Source organism: Polynucleobacter sp. MWH-Loch1C5 (genome assembly GCF_018881775.1).
Lineage (GTDB): Bacteria > Pseudomonadota > Gammaproteobacteria > Burkholderiales > Burkholderiaceae > Polynucleobacter.
The window spans coordinates 1,165,090-1,189,841 of the sequence record NZ_JACVPR010000001.1 but is presented as its reverse complement, the minus strand read 5'-3'; the positions used below and the strand labels follow the sequence as shown (position 1 = coordinate 1,189,841).

The 24,752-nt window shown below is 46.1% G+C and carries 24 protein-coding genes and 1 tRNA gene; 8 read left to right on the top strand and 17 right to left on the bottom strand.

What is annotated here, in order from left to right:
• Window positions 1-109: 109 nt before the first annotated feature.
• Window positions 110-676 carry a phasin family protein gene (locus ICE94_RS06025; RefSeq protein ID WP_216149822.1) on the bottom strand — a complete coding sequence of 189 codons (567 nt, stop codon included), beginning with the start codon at window positions 674-676 and terminating at the stop codon, window positions 110-112.
• 380 nt (window positions 677-1,056) lie between these two features.
• Between ICE94_RS06025 and ICE94_RS06020 the strand changes: the two genes are divergently transcribed.
• Entirely contained in the window at window positions 1,057-1,914 is an 858-nt protein-coding gene (locus ICE94_RS06020; RefSeq protein ID WP_216149820.1) for a class I SAM-dependent methyltransferase, read from the top strand.
• Here the strand turns inward: ICE94_RS06020 and ICE94_RS06015 are convergent.
• Both ICE94_RS06015 and ICE94_RS06010 read right to left on the bottom strand, forming a co-directional pair.
• The gene (locus tag ICE94_RS06015) at window positions 1,911-2,477 is read right to left on the bottom strand and encodes a site-specific integrase (RefSeq protein WP_216149818.1); all 567 of its coding nucleotides are present in this window, start codon (window positions 2,475-2,477) and stop codon (window positions 1,911-1,913) included. The two genes, ICE94_RS06020 and ICE94_RS06015, sit on opposite strands and share 4 nt — an antisense overlap.
• A gap of 730 nt (window positions 2,478-3,207) precedes the next feature.
• Complete coding sequence (locus ICE94_RS06010) at window positions 3,208-3,771, bottom strand: hypothetical protein (RefSeq protein ID WP_216149816.1); 564 nt, start codon at window positions 3,769-3,771, stop codon at window positions 3,208-3,210.
• A gap of 153 nt (window positions 3,772-3,924) precedes the next feature.
• Here ICE94_RS06010 and ICE94_RS06005 point away from each other — a divergent pair, with 153 nt between their 5' ends.
• Together ICE94_RS06005 and ICE94_RS06000 are read left to right on the top strand one after the other, a co-directional pair.
• Window positions 3,925-4,365 carry a DUF6641 family protein gene (locus tag ICE94_RS06005; RefSeq protein WP_216149814.1) on the top strand — a complete coding sequence of 147 codons (441 nt, stop codon included), beginning with the start codon at window positions 3,925-3,927 and terminating at the stop codon, window positions 4,363-4,365.
• Window positions 4,366-4,393: 28 nt separating this feature from the next.
• Window positions 4,394-4,564 carry a hypothetical protein gene (locus tag ICE94_RS06000; RefSeq protein WP_216149812.1) on the top strand — a complete coding sequence of 57 codons (171 nt, stop codon included), beginning with the start codon at window positions 4,394-4,396 and terminating at the stop codon, window positions 4,562-4,564.
• Window positions 4,565-4,681: 117 nt separating this feature from the next.
• Here the strand turns inward: ICE94_RS06000 and ICE94_RS05995 are convergent, their stop codons facing one another.
• The 7 genes from ICE94_RS05995 to rpsU form a co-directional block, all read right to left on the bottom strand.
• The gene (locus ICE94_RS05995) at window positions 4,682-6,043 is read right to left on the bottom strand and encodes a tyrosine-type recombinase/integrase (protein WP_216149810.1); all 1,362 of its coding nucleotides are present in this window, start codon (window positions 6,041-6,043) and stop codon (window positions 4,682-4,684) included.
• A 90-nt stretch (window positions 6,044-6,133) separates the two neighbouring features.
• A tRNA-Ile gene (locus ICE94_RS05990) sits at window positions 6,134-6,208 on the bottom strand.
• Window positions 6,209-6,217: 9 nt separating this feature from the next.
• Window positions 6,218-6,385, bottom strand: coding sequence for a hypothetical protein (locus ICE94_RS05985; RefSeq protein ID WP_216149808.1), 168 nt, complete (start codon window positions 6,383-6,385; stop codon window positions 6,218-6,220).
• Between the two features lie 211 nt (window positions 6,386-6,596).
• On the bottom strand, window positions 6,597-9,113 hold the full coding sequence (rpoD, locus tag ICE94_RS05980; protein WP_216149806.1) for an RNA polymerase sigma factor RpoD: 2,517 nt from the start codon (window positions 9,111-9,113) through the stop codon (window positions 6,597-6,599).
• Between the two features lie 124 nt (window positions 9,114-9,237).
• Window positions 9,238-11,019 carry a DNA primase gene (gene dnaG / locus ICE94_RS05975; protein WP_216149805.1) on the bottom strand — a complete coding sequence of 594 codons (1,782 nt, stop codon included), beginning with the start codon at window positions 11,017-11,019 and terminating at the stop codon, window positions 9,238-9,240.
• Between the two features lie 15 nt (window positions 11,020-11,034).
• A complete protein-coding gene (locus ICE94_RS05970) occupies window positions 11,035-11,481 on the bottom strand; it encodes a GatB/YqeY domain-containing protein (RefSeq protein ID WP_216149803.1) in 447 nt (148 codons plus the stop codon).
• A gap of 85 nt (window positions 11,482-11,566) precedes the next feature.
• The gene (rpsU, locus tag ICE94_RS05965) at window positions 11,567-11,779 is read right to left on the bottom strand and encodes a 30S ribosomal protein S21 (RefSeq protein ID WP_216149801.1); all 213 of its coding nucleotides are present in this window, start codon (window positions 11,777-11,779) and stop codon (window positions 11,567-11,569) included.
• 77 nt (window positions 11,780-11,856) lie between these two features.
• On the opposite strand from rpsU, the gene tsaD reads away from it, so the two are divergent.
• Complete coding sequence (tsaD, locus tag ICE94_RS05960) at window positions 11,857-12,912, top strand: tRNA (adenosine(37)-N6)-threonylcarbamoyltransferase complex transferase subunit TsaD (RefSeq protein WP_216149799.1); 1,056 nt, start codon at window positions 11,857-11,859, stop codon at window positions 12,910-12,912.
• Here tsaD and folE2 read toward each other — a convergent pair.
• From folE2 to xseB, 4 genes are read right to left on the bottom strand one after another with little or no spacing between them, the layout of a single operon-like run.
• Window positions 12,888-13,709: a GTP cyclohydrolase FolE2 gene (folE2, locus tag ICE94_RS05955; protein WP_216149797.1), complete on the bottom strand. Its 822-nt coding sequence runs from the start codon at window positions 13,707-13,709 to the stop codon at window positions 12,888-12,890. The genes tsaD and folE2 overlap by 25 nt on opposite strands.
• A 20-nt stretch (window positions 13,710-13,729) precedes the next feature.
• Window positions 13,730-15,610 (bottom strand): 1-deoxy-D-xylulose-5-phosphate synthase, encoded by a 1,881-nt coding sequence (gene dxs / locus ICE94_RS05950; protein WP_216149795.1) that lies wholly within the window; start codon window positions 15,608-15,610, stop codon window positions 13,730-13,732.
• A gap of 11 nt (window positions 15,611-15,621) precedes the next feature.
• Complete coding sequence (locus ICE94_RS05945; protein ID WP_370623778.1) at window positions 15,622-16,506, bottom strand: polyprenyl synthetase family protein; 885 nt, start codon at window positions 16,504-16,506, stop codon at window positions 15,622-15,624.
• Window positions 16,503-16,724, bottom strand: coding sequence for an exodeoxyribonuclease VII small subunit (gene xseB, locus ICE94_RS05940; RefSeq protein WP_216149793.1), 222 nt, complete (start codon window positions 16,722-16,724; stop codon window positions 16,503-16,505). The genes ICE94_RS05945 and xseB overlap by 4 nt, the downstream gene beginning before the upstream one ends.
• 155 nt (window positions 16,725-16,879) lie before the next feature.
• On the opposite strand from xseB, the gene ICE94_RS05935 reads away from it, so the two are divergent.
• Together ICE94_RS05935 and ICE94_RS05930 are read left to right on the top strand one after the other, a co-directional pair.
• Window positions 16,880-17,986 carry an aromatic ring-hydroxylating dioxygenase subunit alpha gene (locus ICE94_RS05935; RefSeq protein ID WP_216149791.1) on the top strand — a complete coding sequence of 369 codons (1,107 nt, stop codon included), beginning with the start codon at window positions 16,880-16,882 and terminating at the stop codon, window positions 17,984-17,986.
• Complete coding sequence (locus ICE94_RS05930) at window positions 17,983-18,819, top strand: sulfurtransferase (RefSeq protein ID WP_216149789.1); 837 nt, start codon at window positions 17,983-17,985, stop codon at window positions 18,817-18,819. Before ICE94_RS05935 ends, ICE94_RS05930 begins: the two co-directional genes overlap by 4 nt.
• Here the strand turns inward: ICE94_RS05930 and ICE94_RS05925 are convergent.
• Genes ICE94_RS05925 through polA form a run of 3 tightly spaced genes read right to left on the bottom strand, consistent with a single transcriptional unit; the run spans window position 18,816 to window position 23,330 of the window.
• On the bottom strand, window positions 18,816-19,604 hold the full coding sequence (locus ICE94_RS05925) for a ZIP family metal transporter (protein ID WP_255539096.1): 789 nt from the start codon (window positions 19,602-19,604) through the stop codon (window positions 18,816-18,818). The two genes, ICE94_RS05930 and ICE94_RS05925, sit on opposite strands and share 4 nt — an antisense overlap.
• Complete coding sequence (locus ICE94_RS05920) at window positions 19,601-20,518, bottom strand: dienelactone hydrolase family protein (RefSeq protein WP_255539095.1); 918 nt, start codon at window positions 20,516-20,518, stop codon at window positions 19,601-19,603. Before ICE94_RS05920 ends, ICE94_RS05925 begins: the two co-directional genes overlap by 4 nt.
• A gap of 25 nt (window positions 20,519-20,543) precedes the next feature.
• The gene (gene polA, locus ICE94_RS05915) at window positions 20,544-23,330 is read right to left on the bottom strand and encodes a DNA polymerase I (RefSeq protein WP_216149787.1); all 2,787 of its coding nucleotides are present in this window, start codon (window positions 23,328-23,330) and stop codon (window positions 20,544-20,546) included.
• A 66-nt stretch (window positions 23,331-23,396) separates the two neighbouring features.
• Between polA and ICE94_RS05910 the strand changes: the two genes are divergently transcribed.
• Window positions 23,397-23,762, top strand: a complete 366-nt coding sequence (locus tag ICE94_RS05910; RefSeq protein ID WP_216149785.1) for a hypothetical protein — start codon at window positions 23,397-23,399, stop codon at window positions 23,760-23,762.
• A 2-nt stretch (window positions 23,763-23,764) separates the two neighbouring features.
• Window positions 23,765-24,748, top strand: coding sequence for a homoserine kinase (locus ICE94_RS05905; protein WP_216149783.1), 984 nt, complete (start codon window positions 23,765-23,767; stop codon window positions 24,746-24,748).
• The last annotated feature ends 4 nt before the right edge of the window (window positions 24,749-24,752 follow it).

Below are 24,752 nucleotides of genomic sequence, written 5' to 3'. Positions count from 1 at the left end.
AAATTAGAGAATGAGGGGATTATAGTTATCTGAGAAAACGAAGGCTTAAGAGAATATTAAGCCCAATAAAAAAGCACCTTTTCGGTGCTTTCTTATCTAAATCTGAGCCTTAGCGCCTTCTAGCCGTTGCCTTTTTTGCTGCAGCCTTGCGTGCTGGCGCCTTCTTAGCGGCGGGCTTGGCACGCTCCATTTTTGCCATACTCGATTCGGCAGCCTCTGCTGCTTGCTTGGCCATTTTTCGTCCTTCTTTGAGCACTTTATGGCCGGCATCGGCAACATCACGAATCATATCGGCAAATTTTTCCGAGCCAGCGGGCATATTTTTACTCGCATTTTTAAGCCACTGCTCCATCGCATCACGCGCTTTATTAATATGCTTTTCGACTTCATCAACCGCTTCATCTTCGATGTTTTTCAAAATAGATTTGATCTTTTTTTGATACGAAGCCATACGAACCTGGGCATCTTCTGCAAATTGCTCTTGCAAAGCCTTTAATTTGGCCATGTCATTAGTGGCCGCTTGTTTGGCATACAGTTTGGCGTGATCCATACTCGCTTTCATTTCTGCGACCTGGTGCTCACTTAACTGTTTAGCTGTCTCAAGTAATTTATGAGAAATTGCAAATAGCTCTTTAGCTCTTTCTTGTTGCCATTTCATTAGATCATTTGGATTCATAACACCCCCCTATATAGAATGGTATTTATATCCTATACCTTATGAATAAATTTGCCAATGAAAATGTATTAATGGAAAAGCCACCTCAAAGGGTGGCTTTTTGACATACTGGTGGGCCCTCGCGGACTTGAACCGCGGACCAAAGGATTATGAGAAAAGACACTCAAAATAAATCCAGCATTTATGCGGCTAATAGCGTGATTATTTTTGGTGTGTAGCAAAGTGTGTAAGCAAATGCGCACTATGCTGCTACACAATGAAAGACACAGCGCAACCGCAATGTATCACTTAAGTAATGCTCTGCGCACAGCCAAAACTCTATGCTGCTCTGCTGTGCGCTGTTAAACTAACTATAACTTATAGACACAACGGTAACGACAATGGTTCAAACAAATCTAAGCGAAGGTCAAAAACTTGACACAAAGCAACTTTATTCTGATGTGTATAAGGCCGACGGACATAACTACGGCTCTTTTGACAACCAGAAAAAAACGTCAGAAAGGCCCAACGCACAGCTGGAAGTCGTAAAAAAATATTTAAAGCAGCACCAGATAACTGATGACGCCGTGGTAATCGAGATCGGTTGCGGTCTTGGGCACTTGAATACCAGCCATAAAAACTGGAAAGGGTTTGAATATTCCAATACTGCTGTAGCGTTGGCAAAAGAACTTTATGGAAGTGACTTGAATATTTTTGAAGGGGATGCGCGAGCCTTGCCGCTTGCGCCGTCATCTGTAGATTTTATTTTTTCCTTTGCCGCTTTAGAGCATATTCCAGAAGTTGAAAAAGCTTTTAAAGAGATCGAAAGAATACTGAAGCCAAATGGAATCGCTGTTTTAAGTCCAGCCTGGAACTGTCGCCCTTGGACCGTAAAGAAGCTCGAACAAAGACCCTACTCGGAACTTAACGTTTCAGAAAAAATAGGGAAGTTCTTGATTCCAGTCCGTAATAATCTTATTTTTCGTATGCTTTGCTCAATACCATCTCGACTGCTTCGTGAAGTCAAACTCTACATTTCAAATAGTCCGTTGCCACTCGAATATTTGAAGCTCGAGCCAGATTTTAGTTTGTGGGAGAAGTATGAACATATTTCAGATGATGACGCCTTTGTAAGCATTGATGCGCACGCCGCTCTTATCTATTTTGCTTCGAGAGGTTGGATTTCACATTCCCACAAAAATGCTCTTACACGATTTACCTGTCGTGGTGAAGAAATAGTTATTTCGAAGCTTTCCTAAACCAACTCCACCGCAGCCCTAACGACGCTGGGACGCAGATCAATGTATCGCTGTGTAGTAGCGATTTGACTGTGTCCTGCTAACGCCATCAGCACCCGCACACTCACACCCTTATCTGCCAGTGTAGTCAGCCCACTGCGCCTGCCAGAGTGTGATGATGCGTTTGCGATGCCCGCTTGGCTGTAGATGCCGTTGATAATGTGTGTCAGCGTATTTGCCGTAAAGCCTTCACTGCGCTGCGTGTAAAAGAGCCTCTGTGTCTTGTATTTGGGCTTGTGTGCTGCCACATACGCTGCCAACTCTGACCGCATACGCTCATTAAACCAAATACGCCTGCTCCGATCGCCCTTTGTCTGCTCTGCTGCCAGCACGGTCTCACTTAATATCTGCCCATCGCTGTCTAACACATCACAGTAGCGCAGTGCTGCTACTTCCCCTACACGCAACATCGACCAATGCGTCAGCAAAATCATCGTCCTGTTGCGCCTGTAGTGCCTGCGTGTTTTCAGGCAGTCTAATACCCGCTGTAGCTGCTGTGCGTCTAATGTTGCTGCTTGTGCCATTGTGTAGCTCTCCTTCGGTTTTGAACATTTATTGCTACACACAGTTTGTTTTCTTTTCAAAGTTTTTCCTACCTCTTTTTGATTCGCAAAGACCTTCCAAAAATCAACGGCTTACACGGTTTGAACAGTTTTTGCGTATTTCCTGTTCATACATATTTACCGCTGCTCTGCGTGTATCCGTAGTCAAAAAGCCACAAGCACAGATGCTGTAAAACGCCCTACACGCTGTTTGTAGCACTGCGCTGCTGTATTGCTATTCGAAAAGCGTAAAAACAGCGCATAGAAGCGTTTTGAGTGCTTGCTATGCGCTGTGTGCGTTGCTCTGCGTGTGCTACTTACCCAGTTTTCAGCTGTAGCCCTAAAAATCCGTGCTGCGTTTTTCAGCAATAGCCCATTTTTCATCAATGTGCTGATTTTTGACCACAGTGCTGCTTGTTGCTGCTTCGTATTCCTCTGTATCTCTATCTGTGCTGTGTCTTTGTTTCACTGCGTCGCCGTTGTCATTCACTGTTCGTTCATTGTGTATCTGTGCTGTGTGTCAGTGTTCCAGTGTTGTCTTATTGTGTTTGAGTGTGTTGTTCAGTGTTTGACAATGTTTAGACAAAGCATATCCAACTAACACTGTCGCCAGTGTCAGCATCGCTCTTATCAAACTGTAAATGTCGTGCGATTAACGCTGCGTCAAATCACACGCTTGCCTATGTTGTTGCCTGCCTGTCTTTGCTTGTAGTCAGTCTTGTAGTAAATGTGCTGGGATTTGCGTGTTGCTGTAGTCAATAACGCCTGTGTTGCCTGTGCTGCCCGTGTGTGCCTCTTTGCCTATGTAGCCCATCCACCTGTTCTCTGTGCCTTTTGTCAGCCTATCCACCTTTACATCTGCTGTGCCTACATCTGTCGCTGCCCATATCTGCCTAATGCCGTCTTCTAATAGCCTGCGTGTTTCTTCTGTTGCCGTATGCCCTGTGTTGCCTAATGCTATGTGTATGTGTAGCGTCCTGTTTAAGTCGTAGTCGTTTGTCGTGCCCTCTATCGCAGCCACAAACACTGGCAAATACCTGTTGTTGCGCTTATAGCCGTTGCCTGTCAGTAGCCTGTTAAGCTTGTTGCGCAGCTGCCGTAAGCTGCCCTGTGCCTTGTATAGCCTGCCCTCCATCGTGCGTGCCTTAATGCCTGCTGTGCGTAAGCTGGTCTGTAGCGTGATGGCGTAGTCGCAGTGCTGCGCTACACGCTGTAGGTAGTCGTGCTGCGCTGCGATATAAGCTGCTTTGTGCTGTGCTGTATGTATGGCTTTCATACAGTTATTTATGTTTGAACAGGAAAACCAAAATATTTTTCCCATCTCTGCTCAAACCCGTCTTTTTGCCCTCAAAACTCTTGTCCAGCCTGCGTTTCAGGTCATATCGTGCTGTGCGTAGTGCTTTTTTCACATCGCAAAAAAGGAGCAAAAATGACACTTTCACAGCTAAAACTAACCACAGCCAAAAAGCCCTCTCACATCAGCCCTGTGCTTGCCCGTCGCCATAAACTGCTGCGCAGAGTAGATGAGCAAATCGCATTAGCCACAGCACAGCAAAACGGCACTGCCTATACCGCTACACGCCTGCGCAGCTACACAGACGCTGACACTGGTTTGCGTAAAACAGCCGAAGTTGCCAAAACTGTTAAGGCTTGGACTTTTGTAGCGGACAACGGCAAACTCTGCGTCCATATCAAATACGGCGCACGAACACTTGAGTTAGCTAAAGGCAAAACGGCAGTAGAGATCGCAAACAGCAAAGATATCGTGCCTACGCTTGAACTGATTAAGTCCGCTATCAGCAACGGCGAACTTGACGCACAGATCGAAGCGGCCAGCATTGCGCTGCGCAAAGGTTTTGCCAACGATTAAATACTGCTACACATTAAGGAGAAGCGCAGTGCGTATCGCAGAAGTCGTCAGTCCAACAGCAAACTTAAACGCCGACACACAGCGTGTCAAAGCGCAACAGAGTGCTGCCAAAGCTGCTGCTAAATCTGCCCGTCGTGCTGCGCTTACCTTAAAGCTTCGCAAAACACAGCAGCAGTTAGCCCAGCTTGCCACGCAATAAAACAACAGCCGTGCTCACCATAAATCCAGTCAAACGACGCTAAAGAGCAATATTTAAGCGGTTTGAGATGCGTAAAAATAATCGACGCTGACACAGATGACAGGCATAGTAAGAATACTATGCCTTCTTTTTCTGCGCTGCTTGTTTCTTTAGCTTGCGCTGACTTGTGTAAGTCTCATCGACCACGCCACCCGCATCAATGAGTTTGCGTGTCTCTTCGCCACGCAGCTGGTCAATCGCTTGGACGACTTTAAGATGACTGTAATGCTTTTCGATCATCAGCACACTTGTGCCCATCTGCTTTGCCAGCGTGTGTATTGGCACTTTGTCGTTTGTCAGTGCTAATGTCGCATATGTGTGTCGCAGGCTGTAAAACACACGCTTGTTGCCAGTAATCGGGTCAATCAGTAAGTTGTGTTCCTTTAAGTAGCTCTCAAACATCTTTTGCCAGCTTGTCGGCGGCTGCTTATCTAGTGTCCTAAACACATAGTCTTTGTTTGTCGGCACTGTTAGCTGCTTAAATGGATCGACAATGCTGTCATCAATGTCGTAGTTGCGCAGTGCGATGCGCTCTAATGCTTTAACCGTCCTATTCATCGCCACGATCGTGCGTGTGCCTGTTTTGCCGCTGACGACCAGCTCTACGCTGCGATTTAGGTTTGGAAGCGTTATTTCTTCGTGCTGATCGTCTGTGTTATCAATCACACCTGTGTGCGTCAGTATCGGTTTCATCGCAAACTTGATCTGTCGCCACTGTAAGTTCAACAGTTCGTCGCCTGGTCGTGCGCCAGTGTCAATCAGCACATCCACATAATCACGCAGTAATGTTCGCATCTCTTTGCTCTGCGCTGTGCGTGCCGCTTCAATCCACCCATCAAAGTTAGCCAGCAGTGCCCGCAGCTCATTTATATCAAACGCTGCTCTGCGCTCACTCTTTTTGCCTGTCGCTTCTAACTTTGGCTTATTCGCTTCTGTTAAAAATCCCCGTATTACCGCTTCGTCAAACACACGATTCAGTGCTGCGTTGTGCGTCAGCATCGTGCTTTGTGTCGGCACTTTTTCCATCATCGCTGTGCGTTTTTCGTTCAGTTCGTCTAATGCTTGGTAGTCGATGCTTGTTATCGCTTTTCTGCCTAATATCGGGATTAGATAATCGTTAATCACCCGTATGTAGTCTGTGTAGCTGCGCTTGCCTTTGCCGATCGCAATCTCGTGCTCTAACCGCTCCACTGCCAGCCGTGCCACATCTCTAAACTTGCGTGTAATAACAGGCAGATTTGAGCGTTTGCGTATTACTGCTTCCATCAACAGTTCGTTTGCCCGTGCTTTGGCTTTTTTTAAGTCGCTCTCTTTTGTCGATGCTCGTTGCCATACGCCATCAACCTTGTATCGACACTGCCATATGCTGCTGCGCTCACGCCGATACACGATCAGCGAACGCTCAATCAGTGTGTGTGTCGTTTCTTTTTGCTCTGGCATATCGCTACTGTAGTGTCATTAAATAGTTTGGACAATCAAAACACCGCAGACAAAAAAAGAGCTGCTATCGGTAGCAGCTCTGTATGTATTTGGTGGGCCCAGCTGGAATCGAACCAGCACTCAAGCGATTATGAGTCGCCTGCTTTACCATTAAGCTATAGGCCCTTTTGTGTTTTAACCTGAATACACCACGCTGCCGTTTCTATCGATTACTCTCACCATCAGTGCGCCGCTGTTCTTTTTCTTCATCGCCACATTCATCGCTTCACTCTCACTGCTGTATGTGCCGATGTTCGTCCAACTCTCATATGCGTTGTTCGCTTTGTATTGCGCCTTATACATCGCCACACCCCCTTCATTTCACTACTGCTGCTAACCTCCACAAAACCACCCCTAAAAAGCTGAAAAAGTGTGTAAGTGGTGTGTAAGCAGATTTTATTTGTAAAAAAACGCTGTAAGCCTTTATTTTACTGGATTTTAGAGCTTTGGACAATCCGGGTGAATGGATTATGAGTCCTCTGCTCTAACCAACTGAGCTAAGGGCCCTTATTGCTTAATCTCCCTCTAAGAAGCTCTTGAGTTTGTCGCTTCTGCTTGGATGACGCATTTTGCGCAAAGCTTTGGCTTCAATCTGACGAATACGCTCACGCGTGACATCAAACTGTTTACCAACCTCTTCCAGCGTATGGTCGGTACTCATCTCAATACCAAAGCGCATTCTGAGAACCTTAGCCTCACGAGGTGTGAGTGAGTCCAAAATATCTTTGACAACATCACGCATCGAATCATGTAAAGCTGCTTCTGCAGGAGCCAAGGTGTTGGTATCTTCGATGAAGTCACCCAAATGCGAGTCCTCATCATCACCAATCGGTGTCTCCATAGAGATAGGTTCCTTAGCAATCTTCATAATTTTACGAATCTTGTCTTCAGGAATTTCCATCTTCTGCGCTAAAGTTGCAGCATCTGGCTCAATACCGGTCTCTTGCAAGATTTGACGACTAATACGATTCATCTTATTGATCGTCTCAATCATATGGACTGGAATACGGATGGTTCTTGCCTGATCGGCAATAGAACGTGTGATCGCCTGACGAATCCACCAAGTAGCATAGGTAGAGAATTTATAACCACGACGATATTCAAACTTATCAACCGCCTTCATCAAACCAATATTGCCCTCTTGAATCAAATCCAAGAACTGTAAACCGCGGTTGGTATATTTTTTCGCAATCGAAATAACCAAACGCAAGTTAGCTACAGTCATTTCACGCTTCGCTTCACGAGCACGCTTTTCACCCTCGTTCATGCGCTTATTGACTTCTTTCAATTCTGCAAGCGGCAACACAACTGCGCTCTGAATATCAATCAGTTTTTGCTGAATCTCTTGAATTGCTGGTACGTTACGCTCGAGAATGGCGCTATAAGGCTTGGCTTCCTTGAGTAAGTTAGCAGTCCACTTCAAATTCAAAGCCTGTTTAGGCAATGCAGCTAGAACTTCATTACGAGGCACACCGACCTTATTCGCCAGCAAACCGACCAAATTACGCTCTAAAGTCCATACCTCATCGACCTGCTTGCGCATGGTGTCACACAACTTCTCAACAGATTTCGCTGTAAATCTGAAACCCATGAGTTCATTACGAATCACTTCTTGCGCTTTCTTATAAGCGGGCGAGTTATATCCTTCACGCTCATGTGCACGACGCATTTTTTCAAATTGCGCGCGAATCACATCAAACTTTTCGAGTGAAAGTTGCTTCAACTCCTCTAATTGTTTAGCTGAGGCCGCACTAGCACCACCGCCGCCGCCTTCTTCGTCCATGTCATCTTCATCTTCGTCAGCATCATCGAGGTCTTCCTCTTCTTCTGCAGCAGACATAGGGATATCTTCAGCGTTAGGGTCCACGAGACCATCGACGAACTCGTCGATTTCCATAGTGGCATCTTTAATCTTTTGCGCGTTATCTAAAATTTCTGCAATGGTGACCGGGCATGCAGACAAAGCCATCACCATATCTTTAAGACCAGCTTCGATCTTTTTGGCAATAACAATCTCGCCTTCACGCGTCAACAAATCAACTGTACCCATCTCACGCATATACATACGTACTGGATCAGTCGTTCTACCAAACTCAGAATCGACCGTTGATAAAGCAGCCTCAGCCTCTTCTTCAGCTTCTTCTTCTGTAGTGGCTGATGGCGCATTTTCATTGAGCAGCAAAGTCTCAGCATCAGGAGCTTGCTCATAAACAGTAATACCAATATCGCTTAACAAGCCAATCAAAGTCTCTAATGAATCTGCATCAGAGATCTCGTCAGACATCACGTCATTGATTTCGCCATGGGTCAAATAACCACGAGACTTACCCATCTTGATCAACTGCTTCAAACGCGCACGACGTAACTCTTGCTGTTCTTCACTACCTAGTTTCTGGGCATTGAATTCTTGTAGCAAGGCTTTTTCTTTAGCCTTACGATCACGTGCTTTTTGGCGGTCTGTACGTTGATCAACATTTGGATCACCTGGCTCAACCACTTTTGGTTTGCGGCCACGCTTTTTGGGAACAGCTAATGCAGCAGCAGCTTCAGCCGCAGCCTTTTTTTGTTCTTTTTCTAATTGTTTTTGTAATTGCTTTTCTAGCTTTAACTGAGCTTGGAGTTCTTTTTTCTTAGCTTGCTCTGCGGCTCTAATTTCAGCTTTCGTTGGACCTTTTTCTACTTTTACTGGCTTGACTGGTTTAGCCACCTTCTTAGGCACCGGCTTCTTAGCAACAGGTTTAGCCACTTTCTTGGCCACTGGCTTTTTAGCTGCTGGCTTAGCTGCTGCTTTTTTAGCCACTGGCTTTTTAACCACCGGCTTCTTTGCAGCAGGTTTGACTACCTTCTTGGCCACCGGCTTTTTAGCCGCTGGCTTAGCTGCTGCTTTTTTAGCCACTGGCTTTTTAACAACCGCCTTTTTAGCAGCAGGTTTGGCTAACTTCTTGGCCACTGGCTTTTTAGCCGCTGGCTTAGCTGCAGTCTTTTTCAAAACTGCTTTGGTGATCGTTTTTTTTGATTTTGCAACAGCCATAGTTTGTGCTCACTAACTTTAATCAAGAGCCAGTGGGGGGCCGACTGGGCCACCCTAAGTTCTTGAATTTAATTGGAATTCAGAAAACCTTCTATTATAGTCGGCTCAGTGTAGTTTTTCCAGATTATTTCAGTTTTGCCATTAATTCACGGTATTTTTCGGGATCCCCAGGTAAAGCCTTACCTTCACCCATTCTTTGGGCTATGGCCGTCATTTCTTCCTTATAAGACTGCAATTCGAGCTTTTTGAGCATGCCAAAGAAATCTTCTTGAGCATATTCGTAACTTAATTCAGTACTCATCAGACGCTCTCTTAATACGGCATAGGTTTTTGCATGAGCACTTTGGTCCAATTGCTCTTGAAAAACCGCAAAGCCTACATTCGGTGGCATTTGTTCGCACTGACTCAATAAATCTTGCATAAGCTCGTGAGCTTTGACTGAGCGCTTTTCTGCCACCCACAGAATGAGCTGTTTCTGAAATTGATCAATGCGCTTACCCAAGGCTGGGTAGAGCATTAACAGCTTAACGATTTGTTGGGCTAAATCGACAGACTGGCTAGCCGCCTTTTCTTTTTTTTCTGGTGTTGGCTTGACGCTTTCAGTCACTTTTTGCGCTGTTTTCAAACCCATAAAGCTCTCTAGCTCTGGCACACTGATGACCAGTCGGCGCGCCAACTCATGCAGAATTTGACTACGCAAGGCAATCGCTGGCATGGCTGCGATGAGAGGTTTTGCATGAAACTGGGTTTGCGCACGACCCTCAGGCGTTTTTAAATCCTGTTCTTCTGCGGCTACTTCAATTAAATACTCTGACAAAGGCATGGCTGAACGTATTGCCGCTTCAAAAGCTTCTTGTCCATAAGCCCTGACATAACTATCGGGATCATGCTCTGTGGGTAAAAATAAAAAGCTCACTGCTTTGTCATCGGCCATCATTGGCAAAGTAGCTTCTAACGCTCTTTTTGCCGCTCGACGACCGGCAGCATCGCCATCAAAGGAAAACACGATACGATCAGCTTGACGCATTAATGAGCGCACATGATGAGAAGTACAGGCCGTTCCAAGGGTAGCCACAGCATTCGGAAATCCCAGTTGTGCCAGAGCGACTACATCCATATAGCCTTCGCACACAATCACATAGCCTTTGTCACGAATTCCTAAGCGCCCTTCAAAAAGGCCATAGAGAGTATGTCCTTTGGAGAAAAGTGGTGTCTCGGGAGAGTTCAAATACTTAGGCTCACCCGCATCAATGATGCGCCCCCCAAAGGCAATCACTTGACCCTTAGTATTGCGTATTGGAAACATGACGCGATCTCGAAAGCGGTCGTAGCGCTTACTCTCTGATTGAATCACCATCCCTGCTTCAATGAGCACTTTCGCCAGCTCATCCTGCTGATAACTGCCAAATACAGCTTCAAGACTCTGCCAGGCATCTGGGGCATAACCCAAGCTATAACGTTTCGCGATTTCACCACTCAAACCACGACCCTTAAGATAGTCGATGGCACGCTGACTTTGCTTTAACTCTTGACGATAGTAGTTAGCCGCTCGCTCCATCATCTCACCCATCGCCAATGCTTGCTTTTGCTTTTGCACATCAGCAGGTCGACGCTCTTCTTTAGGTACCGTTAACCCGATTGAGCGCGCCAAGTCTTCTATGGCCTCGACATAAGTCAGACCCGAGTATTCCATTAAAAAACTAATGGCCGAACCATGAGCGCCACAACCGAAGCAGTGATAAAACTGCTTAGTGGGTGACACACTAAAAGAGGGAGATTTTTCGTTATGAAAAGGGCATAGGCCCTGAAAATTAGCGCCTGCCTTTTTGAGCGTGACATGACGACCCACAATCTCAACCACATCAACACGATTGAGTAAGTCAGTGATAAATGATTGTGGAATCATGCGGTCAATCAGAAATTATTTGGTGAGCAAGGCTTTCACGGCTGCGGAAACCATTCCCATATCGGCCTTGCCAGCCAATTGAGGTTTTACAACACCCATGACCTTACCCATATCCTGAGGACCCACGGCGCCCACCTGTGCAATCGCAGCGGAGACTGCCGCACGCACTTCTTCTTCTGATAATTGTGCTGGCATGTAGGCTTGCAAAACCACTAATTCGGCTTGCTCTTTAGCAACCAAATCATCACGACCGGCCGCTTGAAATTGACTGATGGAGTCTTTACGTTGCTTAATGAGTTTTTCAATGATGGCCAACACGGCAGCGTCATCTAACTCAATACGCTCATCTACTTCTTTTTGCTTCATCGCAGCCAGTAATAAACGAATGGTCCCCAAACGCTCCGTATCTTTGGCACGCATGGCGGATTTCATATCTTCTGTAATGCTGTCTTTCAGGCTCATTTTTTCTCCAAATAAAAAAACCCACTGGGCATATCCGCAGTGGGTTTATCGTATCCCAAGGCAAGTATGCTTGCCCGGAAAAGAATTAGTACATTTTCTTAGGCAACATCTGGCTGCGGATACGCTTGTAATGACGTTTCGCAGCAGCAGCCTTCAAGCGCTTGCGCTCTGTAGTTGGCTTTTCATAAAACTCACGAGCACGGAGTTCAGTTAAGAGGCCATTCTTTTCAATAGCGCGCTTAAAACGGCGTAATGCCACTTCAAAAGGTTCGTTTTCGCGTAAGCGGATAGTTGTCATGCTGTTTACTCTAAAAAATGTTCTGATTTAGTCAGAAAAAACTGTAAAACGAGATTGTAGCACGGCAAAATACTGTTATGCGAGTTCTTGGTATAGAAACTTCTTGTGATGAAACCGGCCTAGCGATTGTCGAGGTTAGCGGAAATAATTCCTTTGAAATCAAAGGTCAAGCCCTTTATTCGCAAATCGCGATGCACCAAAATTACGGGGGCGTAGTCCCTGAATTAGCATCACGCGATCATATCAAAAGGATTATTCCCCTTATTAATCAAGTAGTTAAAGATTCTGGGGCTGATCTTCATAGCATCGATGCGATCGCTTATACCCAAGGGCCAGGCTTGGCAGGTGCGCTACTCGTCGGAACCTCGGTAGCGAAAGCTTTAGGAATGGCTCTCGGTATTCCAACCATAGGAATCCATCATCTTGAAGGTCATCTTTTGTCACCTTTGCTAGGGCAGAAGAATCCTCTCGAATTTCCATTTATTGCTCTCTTAGTGTCAGGGGGGCACACACAACTGATGCTTGTCAAAGGTCTGGGGCAATACATCATCCTAGGCGAGACACTCGATGATGCGGCTGGCGAAGCCTTTGACAAAACAGCCAAGTTATTAGGTCTTCCCTATCCGGGTGGACCGCAAGTCTCCGCTCTCGCAGAATCAGGTCAGAGCGAGCGCTTTAACTTCCCACGACCTATGCTGCACTCAAAAGATTTAGATTTTTCATTTGCTGGTTTAAAGACTGCGGTCCTCACACAAGTGAAAAAGTTAGGCGGGACAGAAAATTTAGAACCATCTGCGAAAGCTGATATCGCCGCCTCATTCGTGGCAGCGATCACTGAAGTCATTACTGAAAAATGTATTGCGGCACTCAATACTCATGAACAACAGCATTTAATCGTCGCTGGCGGTGTTGGCGCTAACGTGCAATTACGCGAACACCTCAATCATGCTTGCGAATTAATTGGCGCAAAAGTACATTACCCGCCCCTTCATTTGTGCACCGATAATGGCGCCATGATTGCCTTTGCAGGAGCCATGCGCTTGGCACAAAACCCTAGCTTGGCCACAAGCAGTCGCAGCTTTGATGTGAGGCCGCGCTGGCCTCTAGATCAGTTAGATGAAATCAGTGCGTAAGCACTATGATTGTGAATCGATTCAAAGTTTTCAGCTTCAACCACAAAACTCTGAATACGCTTGTCTGCCTTTAATTGTCCGGCGACATCACGCACTAAGTCTTCTACAAACTTAGGGTTGTCATACGCACGCTCGGTGACGTACTTTTCATCGGGGCGCTTCAAAAGACCCCATAACTCACAAGAGGCTTGGCTTTCAGCAATCTTGACCAACTCTTCTAAATCTAATTTAGCATCCTGAGCCAACTCAACCTTCATGGTGACATGTGAACGCTGATTGTGAGCGCCATACTCTGAGATTTCTTTAGAACATGGGCACAAACTCGTGACAGGAACCACCGCTTGTAGGTAGAGAGTTGTTTGCGCTTGACCATTGATTTTTTCAGCACGCACATCCCAGCTGACGTCGTAATCCAACAAACTTTGTACACCTGATACAGGTGCAGTTTTATTGATGAACTGGGTGTATTTGAACTGAATCTGACCTGCTGTTGCATCCAAAAGATCCAGCATTTTGCTGGCCATTTCACGAATCGATGCCGCATCTAAGGCCTGATGCTGCTCTTGCAAAAGAGCCACAAAACGAGACATGTGGGTGCCTTTTTTGTCTGCAGGTAAAGCCACATCTAAATCGAATGTCGCCACCGTGTGCTGCGCCGTATCACCCACCTGAATCAAGATCGGATGACGCACACCACGAACACCCACCCGATTAATAGGAATGTTACGGTGATCGTGGCTGGACTGCACATCGGGCATAGCCTGCCCTTTAAGAAATGCGGTGTTGATATCGTTCATAACGTTATTGTCCGACAAAATCAGGCTGCGCGCTTTTTTTGAGATAAATCCAGTTTTTTCTGAATGGCTTTTTGAATGCCGTCTACATCCAGACCACATTCTTTCATGAGTAGGGCATGATCACCATGATCAACAAAACGATCGGGTAAACCGAGCTGTAAACAGGGCACCTCAATACCCTGCTCTGCTAACACTTCCAAGCATGCACTGCCGGCACCACCGCCTATCGCACCCTCTTCAAGGGTCACTAGCAAGTCATGCGTGCGAGCCAAAGAACAAACTAAATCGGCATCTATTGGCTTAATAAAACGCATATTGGCCACAGTGGCATCGATACGCTCAGCCACATCTAAGGCGGGGTATAGCAATGTTCCAAAAGCCAAAATCGCTACTTTTTTACCTTGACGACGGATTTCGCCACGCCCTAAAGGTAACTCTTTTAATTCTTGACTCACTACCGCACCCACACCAGCACCGCGCGGATAACGCACTGCACTTGGATGATTTTGACGATAAGCAGTCGTCAAAAGATCACGGCACTCTGCCTCATCAGCCGGGGCCATCAAAATCATATTAGGTACGCAACGCAAGAATGGAATGTCATAGGCGCCTGCATGAGTGGCACCATCAGCACCAACTAAGCCTGCACGATCTAATGCAAATACCACAGGCAAATCTTGTAAAGCCACGTCATGAATCAACTGATCATAGCCACGCTGCAAAAACGTTGAATAAATCGCCACTACCGGTTTTAAACCTTCACAAGCTAGACCGCCGGAAAAAGTAACTGCGTGCTGCTCAGCAATGCCCACATCAAAATAACGTTGTGGGAAACGACTTTCAAATTCAACCAATCCAGAGCCTTCACGCATAGCCGGGGTGATAGCTACCAATTTGGGATCCGCAGCCGCCATATCGCACAGCCATTCACCAAAGACTTGAGTAAATGTTTTTTTACTTGTCGTGCTCGGCTTAATGCCTTGGGATGGATCAAACTTACCCGGGCCGTGATAAAGAATCGGATCTGCTTCTGCTAATTTGTAACCTTGGCCTTTTTTAGTCACTACATGCAAAAACTGTGGGCCTTCACCCTCGAGAGCTAAACGCCTGACATTTTGCAAAGTAGGGATCAAAGAATCGAGATCATGTCCATCAATCGGGCCTATGTAGTTAAAGCCAAATTCCTCAAAAATAGTGCCAGGCACCACCATGCCTTTGGCATGCTCTTCTAGACGTTTGGCAAACTCACGTAATGGTGGCGCCATTGATAAGACACTATCTAAACCTTTTTTGGTGGCTGCATAAAAACGACCGCTCATTAAACGTGCCAAGTAACGATTAAGCGCGCCCACAGCAGGTGAAATAGACATATCGTTATCATTTAACACCACGACTAGCGGCAAATCCTTATAGATGCCACCGTTATTAAGCGCTTCAAAAGCCATACCAGCACTCATAGCACCATCACCGATGACAGCCACAGCAACTCGCTTCTCACCTTGAGCACGGGCACCCAAAGCCATGCCTAATGCAGCTGAAATACTCGTTGATGAGTGTGCTGTGCCAAAGGTATCGTATTCACTTTCAGAGCGGCGCGGGAAACCTGAAATACCACCGTACTGACGCAAAGTAGACATTGCATCTTTACGACCTGTCAGAATCTTATGAGCGTAACTCTGGTGGCCGACATCCCAAACTAAGCGATCGTAAGGAGTCTCAAAAACATAATGCAAAGCAATCGTTAACTCAACGGTGCCTAAATTAGAAGACAAGTGTCCACCAGTCTTAGAAACACTATCTAAGAGAAATTGTCTTAGCTCAATCGCTAAGTCATCCAACTCCGCTTTACTGCAATTGCGTAAATCGGCAGGACTGTGAATGGAATCCAACTTGTTCGTCATATGATGGCCAGTTAATTGGAACGCTCAACTACTCTATCAGCAATTGCTAACAAGAAACTGGCATGGTCCTCGTCTTTAATTTCCGCAATAGCGGCAAGGTGTAATTTTCTCGCAAAAGCTCTCGCCTTGTCCAAATCTAATAAAGAGACATAGGTTGGCTTTTCTGCAAGGGCATCTTTTCCGGCTGTTTTACCCAATGTAGCCGAGTCCATCGTGGCGTCTAAGACATCATCTACGACTTGGAATGCCAACCCTAAATGACTTGCATAACGATCTAAAGCGTCAATCTGGGCTCGTCCCAAGCCACCCGCAATACCGCCCATCACAGCAGATGCCCTGAGCAAAGCGCCCGTTTTCATGCGATGCATTTGCTCAAGCTCAGTCAAACCCATCGCCTGCCCCACATGCTCCAAATCAATGGCTTGACCACCGGCCATGCCCTCAGCCCCACCCGCTTGAGTCATGACAGTCAAGATATCAACTTTTTGCTCATACCCGATGTGCTGAGATTGCAAAATAGTTTCAAAAGCTAATGTTTGTAGCGCATCTCCTACCAAGATCGCTGTAGCTTCATCAAAAACTTTGTGAACGGTGGGGCGACCACGACGAAAATCATCGTTGTCCATCGCAGGTAAATCATCATGTACTAGCGAGTAGGTATGAAACAACTCGATCGCCACAGCCGCGTCTAAAGCAGCTTCTTGTAGCAAACCCCGGCCATTCAGGGCTGCCGAAGCTAACACCAATTGTGGGCGAATACGTTTACCGCCACCCATGACGGCATATTCCATCGCTTCCCATAAACGGGGAGCTAGCGATGATTGTTTAAAAGTATCTTGTAAGCGCTGCTCGATCGTGCATGCAGCTTGCTCAAGCTCTGATGGAAGATGAGTCACGGGGCAGCCTGAAATACTTTGACTTGATGCTCTACCTTTTGCAAAACAGCCTGACAATGCTTTAAGAGAGCCGCACCCTCTTGGTAGGCTTTTAAGGTATCTTCCAAACTCAACTGACCTGACTCCATACGAGCAATCAGTTGCTCCAATTGAGCAATCGCCTCTTCGTATGGCATGTCATCGTTGAACTCAATGGGTAAGGCTGGTTTTTTAGGCATAAATCGTCCAATTTGTTGACGCAAAACAATATACGTAGCAATTTTAAGGCTTTAGCACGGGTATAATCATTTTCCCTTTCCAATATCGACCTGTCGATGGTTGGATTGGTTGTTCCGCTTAGCTTCGGCTGACTTTTTTATCGGGGGTGGGAAGAATGACTAATCTAGCTACCGCGCAGCATCTTGCGCCGTCCAAGCTACAACTGCCAGTATCGGCTTATTTCGATACTGAGCTCTACAACAAGGAAATTGAACTACTGTTCAAACAAGGCCCAGGTTATATTGGGCATGAACTTATGGTGCCTGAAATTGGGGATTACCAAACTTTAAGCGCTGAAAATGAGGGTCGAGTTCTAGTTCGCAACACGCAGGGTGTTGAATTATTGTCTAACGTATGCCGCCATCGTCAAGCAATCATGCTCAATGGCAAAGGTCATACACAAAATATTGTTTGCCCACTCCATCGCTGGACATATCAACTCAACGGCGAACTGATGGGTGCGCCTCATTTTGCAGAACAGCCTTGCTTGAACCTAGGTAAGACACCTCTACAAAATTGGCAAGGTTTACTCTTTGAAGGTCCGCGCGATGTGCATCAAGATTTAAAAAACTTAGGCATTGCCAAAGACTTGGATTTTTCCGGTTATATGCTTGATCATGTTGAAGTACATGACTGTAACTACAACTGGAAAACATTTATCGAAGTCTATCTCGAGGACTATCACGTAGTACCATTTCATCCAGGTCTTGGGAAGTTTGTCGAGTGCAATGACTTACAGTGGCAATTTGAAGACTGGTTTAGCGTTCAGACTGTCGGTATTCATAAAGGCTTACAACAGGCTGGCTCACCCACCTATGCGCGCTGGCATGAAGCCGTCTTGCGTCATCACAATGGTCAACTGCCAAAATATGGCGCAGTCTGGCTGACCTACTACCCCAACATCATGGTGGAGTGGTATCCCGGTGTTTTATGTATCTCCACATTACAACCAATGGGAATTAATAAGACGCGCAATATTGTTGAGTTTTATTACCCAGAAGAAATCGCCCTATTCGAACGCGAGTTCATCGAAGCTGAACGTGCCGCTTACATGGAAACCTGTATCGAAGATGATGAAATTGCTGAACGCATGGATGCGGGTCGTAAAGCATTGTTCGAGCGTGGCGAAAATGAAGTGGGGCCCTATCAATCCCCTATGGAAGATGGTATGCAACACTTTCATGAGTGGTATCGCAAAGTGATGGCCTACGAAAATTCATGAACTCACCTCTGATTAACGCTGCTGAATTATGGGCACAAATCCAAAACCATCAGGCACCCCTGATCTATGACTGCCGCTTTGATTTAGCAAAACCTGAGAGTGGTCATGATGCCTATCTAATGGGGCATATCCCTGGCGCAGCGTATGTTCACCTAGATCGTGATTTATCTGGCCCGAAAAATGGTCATAACGGTCGCCATCCATTGCCCGATTTTTCATCATGGCATCAGACTTGCCTTCGTCTTGGCATTACCCATCAGCAAAGCATCGTCATCTACGATCATCAGTACGGAGCCTTTGCTTGCAGAATGTGGTGGATGCTCAAAGCCTCAGGCATCCAGCGCGTTCAAGTTCTCAATGGTGGTTTTGAATCTTGGCTCAAGGCTGGCCTGCCCACCGACAGTGGCACCCAGTATCATCCAACAACTGAGCAGTTAGACGTAGAGCCGTTTCACGGCGTCATCAATAGCGCCGCTGTACTTGCAAATCTTCAAGATCGACAATTTCAGATCCTAGATGCACGCGCGCCAGATCGTTTCATGGGTGAAAATGAAACACTAGATCCGGTAGGTGGTCATATCCCAGGTGCCCTGAATCGCTTTTTTAGAAATAACTTAGATAGCCATGGTCTCTTTAAAGACCCCCAAGTATTAGCAGAGGAATTTAAAGCACTCAGCTCTGACTTAGAACTGGTGCATCAGTGCGGTTCAGGCGTGACTGCTTGTCATAATATTTTTGCCATGGCCCTTGCTGGCATTGACTCTGCAAAACTCTATGCGGGAAGTTGGAGCGAGTGGTGCAGCGAACCCACTCGACCGATTGCTAAAAACTAATGGGCATGGCCCCAATGAGCAATTTCAGAAACCAAGAGTACCAAAGCAACACCTAAAGCAATCAAGACGACCTGCTCCATAGATTCTCTCAAACGAGGGCGTCGATGCATTTGAGGCATCAAATCACTCACAGCAATATAGATAAAGCTACTTGAAGCTAAAACTATCACGTAAGGAATTAAATGCGTCGTGCTGTCTAGGAAAAAGTAACCTAAAACACCGCCTAAAACAGCCATCATGCTTGCTAAGAAGTTATAGACCAAAGCACGAGTCCGTGTAAATCCTGCATTCATGAGAACAATAAAATCTCCGACCTCCTGCGGAATCTCATGCAAAGCAATGGCAATGGCAGTCAGAACCCCGATGTGAGGATCGGCTAAAAAAGCCGCTGCAATCAAAATGCCATCAGCAAAATTATGCAAGCCATCACCTAAAAGAATGACCCAACCACTACGCCCGGCAGATTCCTTATCGTGACCATGATGGTGGCCATGGCCATCGTGCTCATGATGATGAGAATGGCGCAAGAGTGCTGCTTTTTCAAGAATAAAAAAACCAAGCAAGCCAACCAATAGCGCTACAAAAAGTGAGGTGATATCAACATTAGGGGTCGTAAAGGCTTCTGGCAGGCTATGCAGTAAAGCAGTGGCCAATAAGACGCCAACTGATAGGCTGACCATGCGATCGACCATTTTTGAAAGTACCGTCAGCGACAGACTCGCTGCCGCTGAGATACTCAACACCCCAGCCACCGTGGTAGCTAGGATAATCCACATCAAGGTCATACAACCCCTTGCTTTTTAAACCAGTCGAGACATTTTTGCCAACCATCTTTAGCAGGTCCCTCGCGATAGGTATTACGGTAATCCGCATGGAAGGCATGTGGTGCATCTGGATAAATTTCAAAAAGCGATTGTTGAGCAGCACGATTTTGTGGGGCTGCTAGCAGCGCTTTTTTCATAGCGTCGACCGTATCCAAAGGAATACCTGTGTCAGCAGAACCATATAAACCAAGAACTGGTGCCTTGATTTGAGCAGCCAAATCAACTGGGTGCAGTGGGTTATTGGGTGTTTTGTCACCAACCAAGCGACCATACCAAGCCACACCGGCCTTAATCTCAGCCACCTGAGCAGCAGCTAACCAAGTAATTCTGCCGCCCCAACAAAAGCCAGTGATGCCAACCCGACGAGTATCACCGCCATTTTTTCCAGCCCAAGCAATGGCTGCACGAATATCTGCCATCACTTGCTCATCGGGTGTCTTACCTACGATTTCTTTTTGTATTTCTGCCACAGTGCCCAAGAGGTTGGGATCACCCGCGCGCACAAAAAACTCGGGGGCAATCGCCATATAGCCTTGTTTAGCAAAACGTCGCGTCACATCAGCAATGTACTCATGGACACCAAAAATCTCACTCACAACAATCACTACGGGAAAACCGTTTTTAGCTGGTTTTTCTGGCTTAGAAACGTAAGCAGGTACATCAACACCCAAGGACTTGTATGACACTTCCTCGCCTTTAATACCATTGAAATCTGTCTTAATCGCTTGCGCCATGACAGGATCAGCTGCTGCAACATAACCAGCACCCAAGGCAATGCCTGCGCCCACTTTTAAAAAGTCTCGGCGACGAGCTGTATCACTTGCCAATAGTGCTGCTGTGTCTGCCACCATATCTTGCGTAATCTTTGTTTTCATAATTGCCTCCTGATTGATTGAAACACTAATGCGCCTCTTCCCAATTCATACCCACCCCTACCTCAACAAGGAGCGGCACTTTTAATTGCGCCACACCAGTCATTAGCTCAGGCAGATGTTTTTTTACTAAAGCCAACTCTTCTTCCGGAGTCTCCAATATCAATTCATCATGCACTTGTAACAATAGTTTCGATTTTAAGCCTTCTTCATCCAACCATTTCTGAACTGCAATCATGGCCAATTTAATCAAATCAGCAGCAGTACCTTGCATAGGCCCATTGATTGCTGCTCGCTCCGCTGCTTGACGACGCATGGCCTGAGGACTCTTTATTTCAGGCAACCATAAACGGCGTCCAAAGACAGTCTCAACATAACCTCTGGCTTTAGCGAGTTCTCGAGTTTGTGCCATATATTGAGCAACGCCAGGATAACGTGCAAAGTAAGTATCAATATATTGCTGTGCCGCTGAGCGCTCAATGCCTAAATTACCAGCCAAACCAAATGCACTCATGCCATAAATTAATCCAAAGTTAATCACTTTGGCATAACGTCTTTGCTCAGTATTCACCTGATCTAAAGAGACATGAAACATCTCTGCTGCGGTCGCTTTATGAATATCCTCACCTGCTGCAAATGCTTTTAACAAGTTTTCATCTTCAGCAATGTGCGCCATGATGCGTAACTCAATCTGCGAATAGTCCGCAGAAACTAATTGACAACCAGGTCGAGCAATAAATGCCTCTCTGATCTTGCGACCTTCTTCGGTTCGAACCGGAATATTTTGTAAATTGGGATCACTCGATGCCAAACGGCCAGTGACCGCAACCGCCTGCGAAAAACTCGTATGAATTCGTCCAGTTTGTGGGTTAATCATACGTGGCAATTTTTCAACATAGGTCGATTGCAATTTAGCCAAACTTCGATACTCTAAAATTTTGGCAGGCAATGGATAATTCTCAGCCAGTTTTTGCAGGACTTCTTCGTCCGTCGACGGCGCTCCAGATGGCGTTTTTTTCACCACAGGAAGCTCCAAGCGCTCAAATAAAATTTCAGCAATCTGCTTGGGTGACTGGATGTTAAATGGCTGCCCAGCGAGCTCGTGGATCTGTTTTTCCAAAGACAGTAAGCGGTGACCTAACTCTTGTGCCTGCTTACCGAGCCGCTCCACATCAATCAAAATACCCTCACGCTCCATGCGAGCCAATACTTTCATGGCAGGCATCTCGATCTTTTCATAAACCTCTTTCAGGCGAGGCTCTGACTGCATGCCTTTTTGCAAGGCTTGATGCAAGCGCAGAGTAATGTCAGCATCTTCGGCTGCATAAGCAGTCGCTTGCTCTAGCGCAACTTGATCAAAAGTAATTTGATGAGCCCCTTTTCCACAAACTTGCTCATAGCTAATCGTGGTCTCGCCTAAATGACGCTTGGCCAAACTATCCATATCATGGGACCGATGTGATTCTAAGACATATGATTGCAAGAGCGTGTCATGCGCAATACCTCGCAAAGTGATGCCTACATTTTTAAATACATGCCAGTCATATTTGAGGTTTTGCCCTAACTTGTGATGATGCTCACTCTCTAACCATGGCTTAAGCTTGTCTAAAACTGTTTGCTTATCCAATTGTTGCTCATGGGTGGTATGTGCTACCGGAATATAGCAAGCAAGACCCGACTCTAACGATAAAGAAATACCCACTAACTCAGCTTGCATAGGATCTAAGCTATTCGTTTCCGTATCGACACTCGTTAAAGTTGCAGTCTCAATTTGATGGAGCCATTTTTGTAATTGCTCTAGGGTAGTGACACACTCATAATGCCTAGCAATAGGCTGTGCATCATGCTCTGCCACATAACCAAATAAGTCTGCAGAAGCAGGGATCGTGATGCTCGCACCACCGGCACCCTCTACGGCCTGAGGTGGCAGAGGGGCATCGCCACTGAGATGAGTATGTTTTTCAAGATCGCGTAATAAAGAACGAAACTCAAATTGAGTAAATAATTCCTTCAATCGATCACGATCTTCAGGTGCCGCTCGCAGTTTCTCCAGATGCGGTACATGATCATTTAAATCACAATCCGTCTTCACTGTTAATAACTCACGCGCCTTGGGTAGCCACGGTAAAGCCGTGCGCAGATTTTCACCCACCACCCCTTTTACCTCCGCTGACCGACTCATCAAGGTGTCTAAATCGCCAAACTCAGTGAGCCACTTCACAGCAGTTTTGGGGCCCGCTTTATGTACACCGGGTACGTTATCAACAGCATCCCCCGTAATACTCAGGTAATCAACAATTCGATTGGGGGGCACACCAAATTTTTGGGTCACACCAGCCACATCTAATTTTTCAGCAGTCATGGTGTTAATTAATGTCACTTGATCCGTGACTAACTGAGCTAGATCTTTATCACCGGTAGAGATCACTGTGCTCCAACCTAAGTGAGAAGCTTGGCAAGCCAAAGTACCAATCACATCATCAGCCTCAATGCCTGGTACGACGAGTACAGGCCAACCTAAAGCACTGACCACTTGATGTATCGCCTCAATTTGTAAGGCCAGATCCTCAGGCATAGAACTACGATTCGCCTTGTACTCAGGATACATATCATCACGAAAGGTTTTACCCTTGGCATCAAAAACACAGGCGATGTGACTCGCTGGAAAATCTGCACGGGCGCGGCGCATCATATTGACCATGCCCTGAATCGCACCCGTAGGAAATCCCTGCGAGTTACGAAGGTCTGGCATGGCATGAAAAGCACGGTATAGATAACTGGAACCGTCAACCAGTAAAAGAGAATCTAAAGACATCCCGCAATCGTACAATTGATAGGTCTATTCTTCTATTTTTTTTAAAACATGATGCTAAGAACCCCTTTGAAAAAACCCGTAGCGATTTTCGCAACACTCATTTTTGTTGTTTTTAGTCAAGGACTTAGCGCACAAACCGGGCAGGCATTAAGCGCCGAAGAGCTCAAGCAAATTAATCAACAACCCATTATTCCAAGCATTCAAAATCGAGCCGAAACAGGCAAATCAGACACTAAACAGCCTAGCTTTACCCATCAAGAAGCTGATGGTACAAAAATTAAGGAATATCGCGAATCCGGTAAAAGCACAGAGGTCGTCGTACAGACTGGGGTAGGCACGCGCTACGAAATGAGCAACCCGCAAGATAGTGCCAATCCAAAAATTCGAAATCAAGACGTGAACCGCGTTCCCTCTGTCAAATTGCCCTTCTAATCATGGCCGTTTTTACTGAAGTCGCATTCACAGAAGCCGAATCATGGTTTGCTAAGCACTATGATCACCTTGGCCGTTTAAAAGGTCTGCAGGGTATCAGCTCGGGTATTGAAAATAGTAACTTTTTTATACAAGTTGAGGATCAGTCTGGCCAGAAAACAGAATATGTCCTCACCCTTTTTGAGCGCTTAACGAGCGAACAGCTGCCTTTTTATCTCAACTTGATGGAGCATTTAGCTAAGAAGGCTATTAAAGTCCCAGCACCAATTCGTAACCGCGAGAACCAACTACTTTCCCAGCTTAAAAATAAACCCGCTACCATCGTGACCAAGCTCAAGGGCAGCTCAAAACTGAAGCCCGAGGCGACTCATTGTGCCTTGGTGGGTGATATGCTGGCTCGCATGCATTTAGCAGGTATGGACTTCCCCATGCATCAACCGAATTTACGTAGCCTCGGATGGTGGCAAGAAACGGTGCCGACGGTTTTACCTTATCTACAAAAGCAACAACAAGAACTATTGCTGAGCGAGCTAAAAACACAAAGTGATTTTTTTCAGTCTGCCAACTATAGTCTTTTACCTAGCGGGCCTAGTCATTGTGACTTATTTAGAGACAATGTCTTGTTTGATGAGGTTCATGGTGAGGATCAACTCGGCGGCTTCTTTGACTTTTATTTTGCCGGTACAGACAAATGGTTATTTGATTTAGCCGTCACAACGAATGACTGGTGCATCGATTTAACTAACGGTGAATTACAGAGCGATCGTTATCAGGCGCTGATCAATAGCTATCAATTAGTTCGCCCCCTCAGCGATGCTGAAATGAAAGCCTGGCCATTGATGCTGCGTGCAGCGGCATTGCGCTTTTGGATTTCTCGCCTGTGGGATTTTTATCTGCCGCGAGATGCAGCCTTACTCACGCCGCATGACCCTACTCACTTTGAGAGAGTCCTCATCGCAAGACGAAATCAAGAATTTACGGTCTAATCAC

Coding starts and splice junctions, on each gene's coding strand:
- ICE94_RS06015 (WP_216149818.1), bottom strand. CDS start 2,477: ATGGCACAAGCAGCAACATTAGACGCACAGCAGCTACAGCGGGTATTA.
- rpsU (WP_216149801.1), bottom strand. CDS start 11,779: ATGACAACTATCCGCTTACGCGAAAACGAACCTTTTGAAGTGGCATTA.
- ICE94_RS05930 (WP_216149789.1), top strand. CDS start 17,983: ATGAACTCACCTCTGATTAACGCTGCTGAATTATGGGCACAAATCCAA.
- ICE94_RS05925 (WP_255539096.1), bottom strand. CDS start 19,604: ATGACCTTGATGTGGATTATCCTAGCTACCACGGTGGCTGGGGTGTTG.
- dxs (WP_216149795.1), bottom strand. CDS start 15,610: ATGACGAACAAGTTGGATTCCATTCACAGTCCTGCCGATTTACGCAAT.
- ICE94_RS05985 (WP_216149808.1), bottom strand. CDS start 6,385: ATGTATAAGGCGCAATACAAAGCGAACAACGCATATGAGAGTTGGACG.
- folE2 (WP_216149797.1), bottom strand. CDS start 13,709: ATGAACGATATCAACACCGCATTTCTTAAAGGGCAGGCTATGCCCGAT.
- ICE94_RS06020 (WP_216149820.1), top strand. CDS start 1,057: ATGGTTCAAACAAATCTAAGCGAAGGTCAAAAACTTGACACAAAGCAA.
- ICE94_RS06005 (WP_216149814.1), top strand. CDS start 3,925: ATGACACTTTCACAGCTAAAACTAACCACAGCCAAAAAGCCCTCTCAC.
- rpoD (WP_216149806.1), bottom strand. CDS start 9,113: ATGGCTGTTGCAAAATCAAAAAAAACGATCACCAAAGCAGTTTTGAAA.
- ICE94_RS05905 (WP_216149783.1), top strand. CDS start 23,765: ATGGCCGTTTTTACTGAAGTCGCATTCACAGAAGCCGAATCATGGTTT.
- polA (WP_216149787.1), bottom strand. CDS start 23,330: ATGTCTTTAGATTCTCTTTTACTGGTTGACGGTTCCAGTTATCTATAC.
- ICE94_RS05995 (WP_216149810.1), bottom strand. CDS start 6,043: ATGCCAGAGCAAAAAGAAACGACACACACACTGATTGAGCGTTCGCTG.
- ICE94_RS05920 (WP_255539095.1), bottom strand. CDS start 20,518: ATGAAAACAAAGATTACGCAAGATATGGTGGCAGACACAGCAGCACTA.
- ICE94_RS06010 (WP_216149816.1), bottom strand. CDS start 3,771: ATGAAAGCCATACATACAGCACAGCACAAAGCAGCTTATATCGCAGCG.
- ICE94_RS06025 (WP_216149822.1), bottom strand. CDS start 676: ATGAATCCAAATGATCTAATGAAATGGCAACAAGAAAGAGCTAAAGAG.
- ICE94_RS05935 (WP_216149791.1), top strand. CDS start 16,880: ATGACTAATCTAGCTACCGCGCAGCATCTTGCGCCGTCCAAGCTACAA.
- xseB (WP_216149793.1), bottom strand. CDS start 16,724: ATGCCTAAAAAACCAGCCTTACCCATTGAGTTCAACGATGACATGCCA.
- dnaG (WP_216149805.1), bottom strand. CDS start 11,019: ATGATTCCACAATCATTTATCACTGACTTACTCAATCGTGTTGATGTG.
- tsaD (WP_216149799.1), top strand. CDS start 11,857: ATGCGAGTTCTTGGTATAGAAACTTCTTGTGATGAAACCGGCCTAGCG.
- ICE94_RS05970 (WP_216149803.1), bottom strand. CDS start 11,481: ATGAGCCTGAAAGACAGCATTACAGAAGATATGAAATCCGCCATGCGT.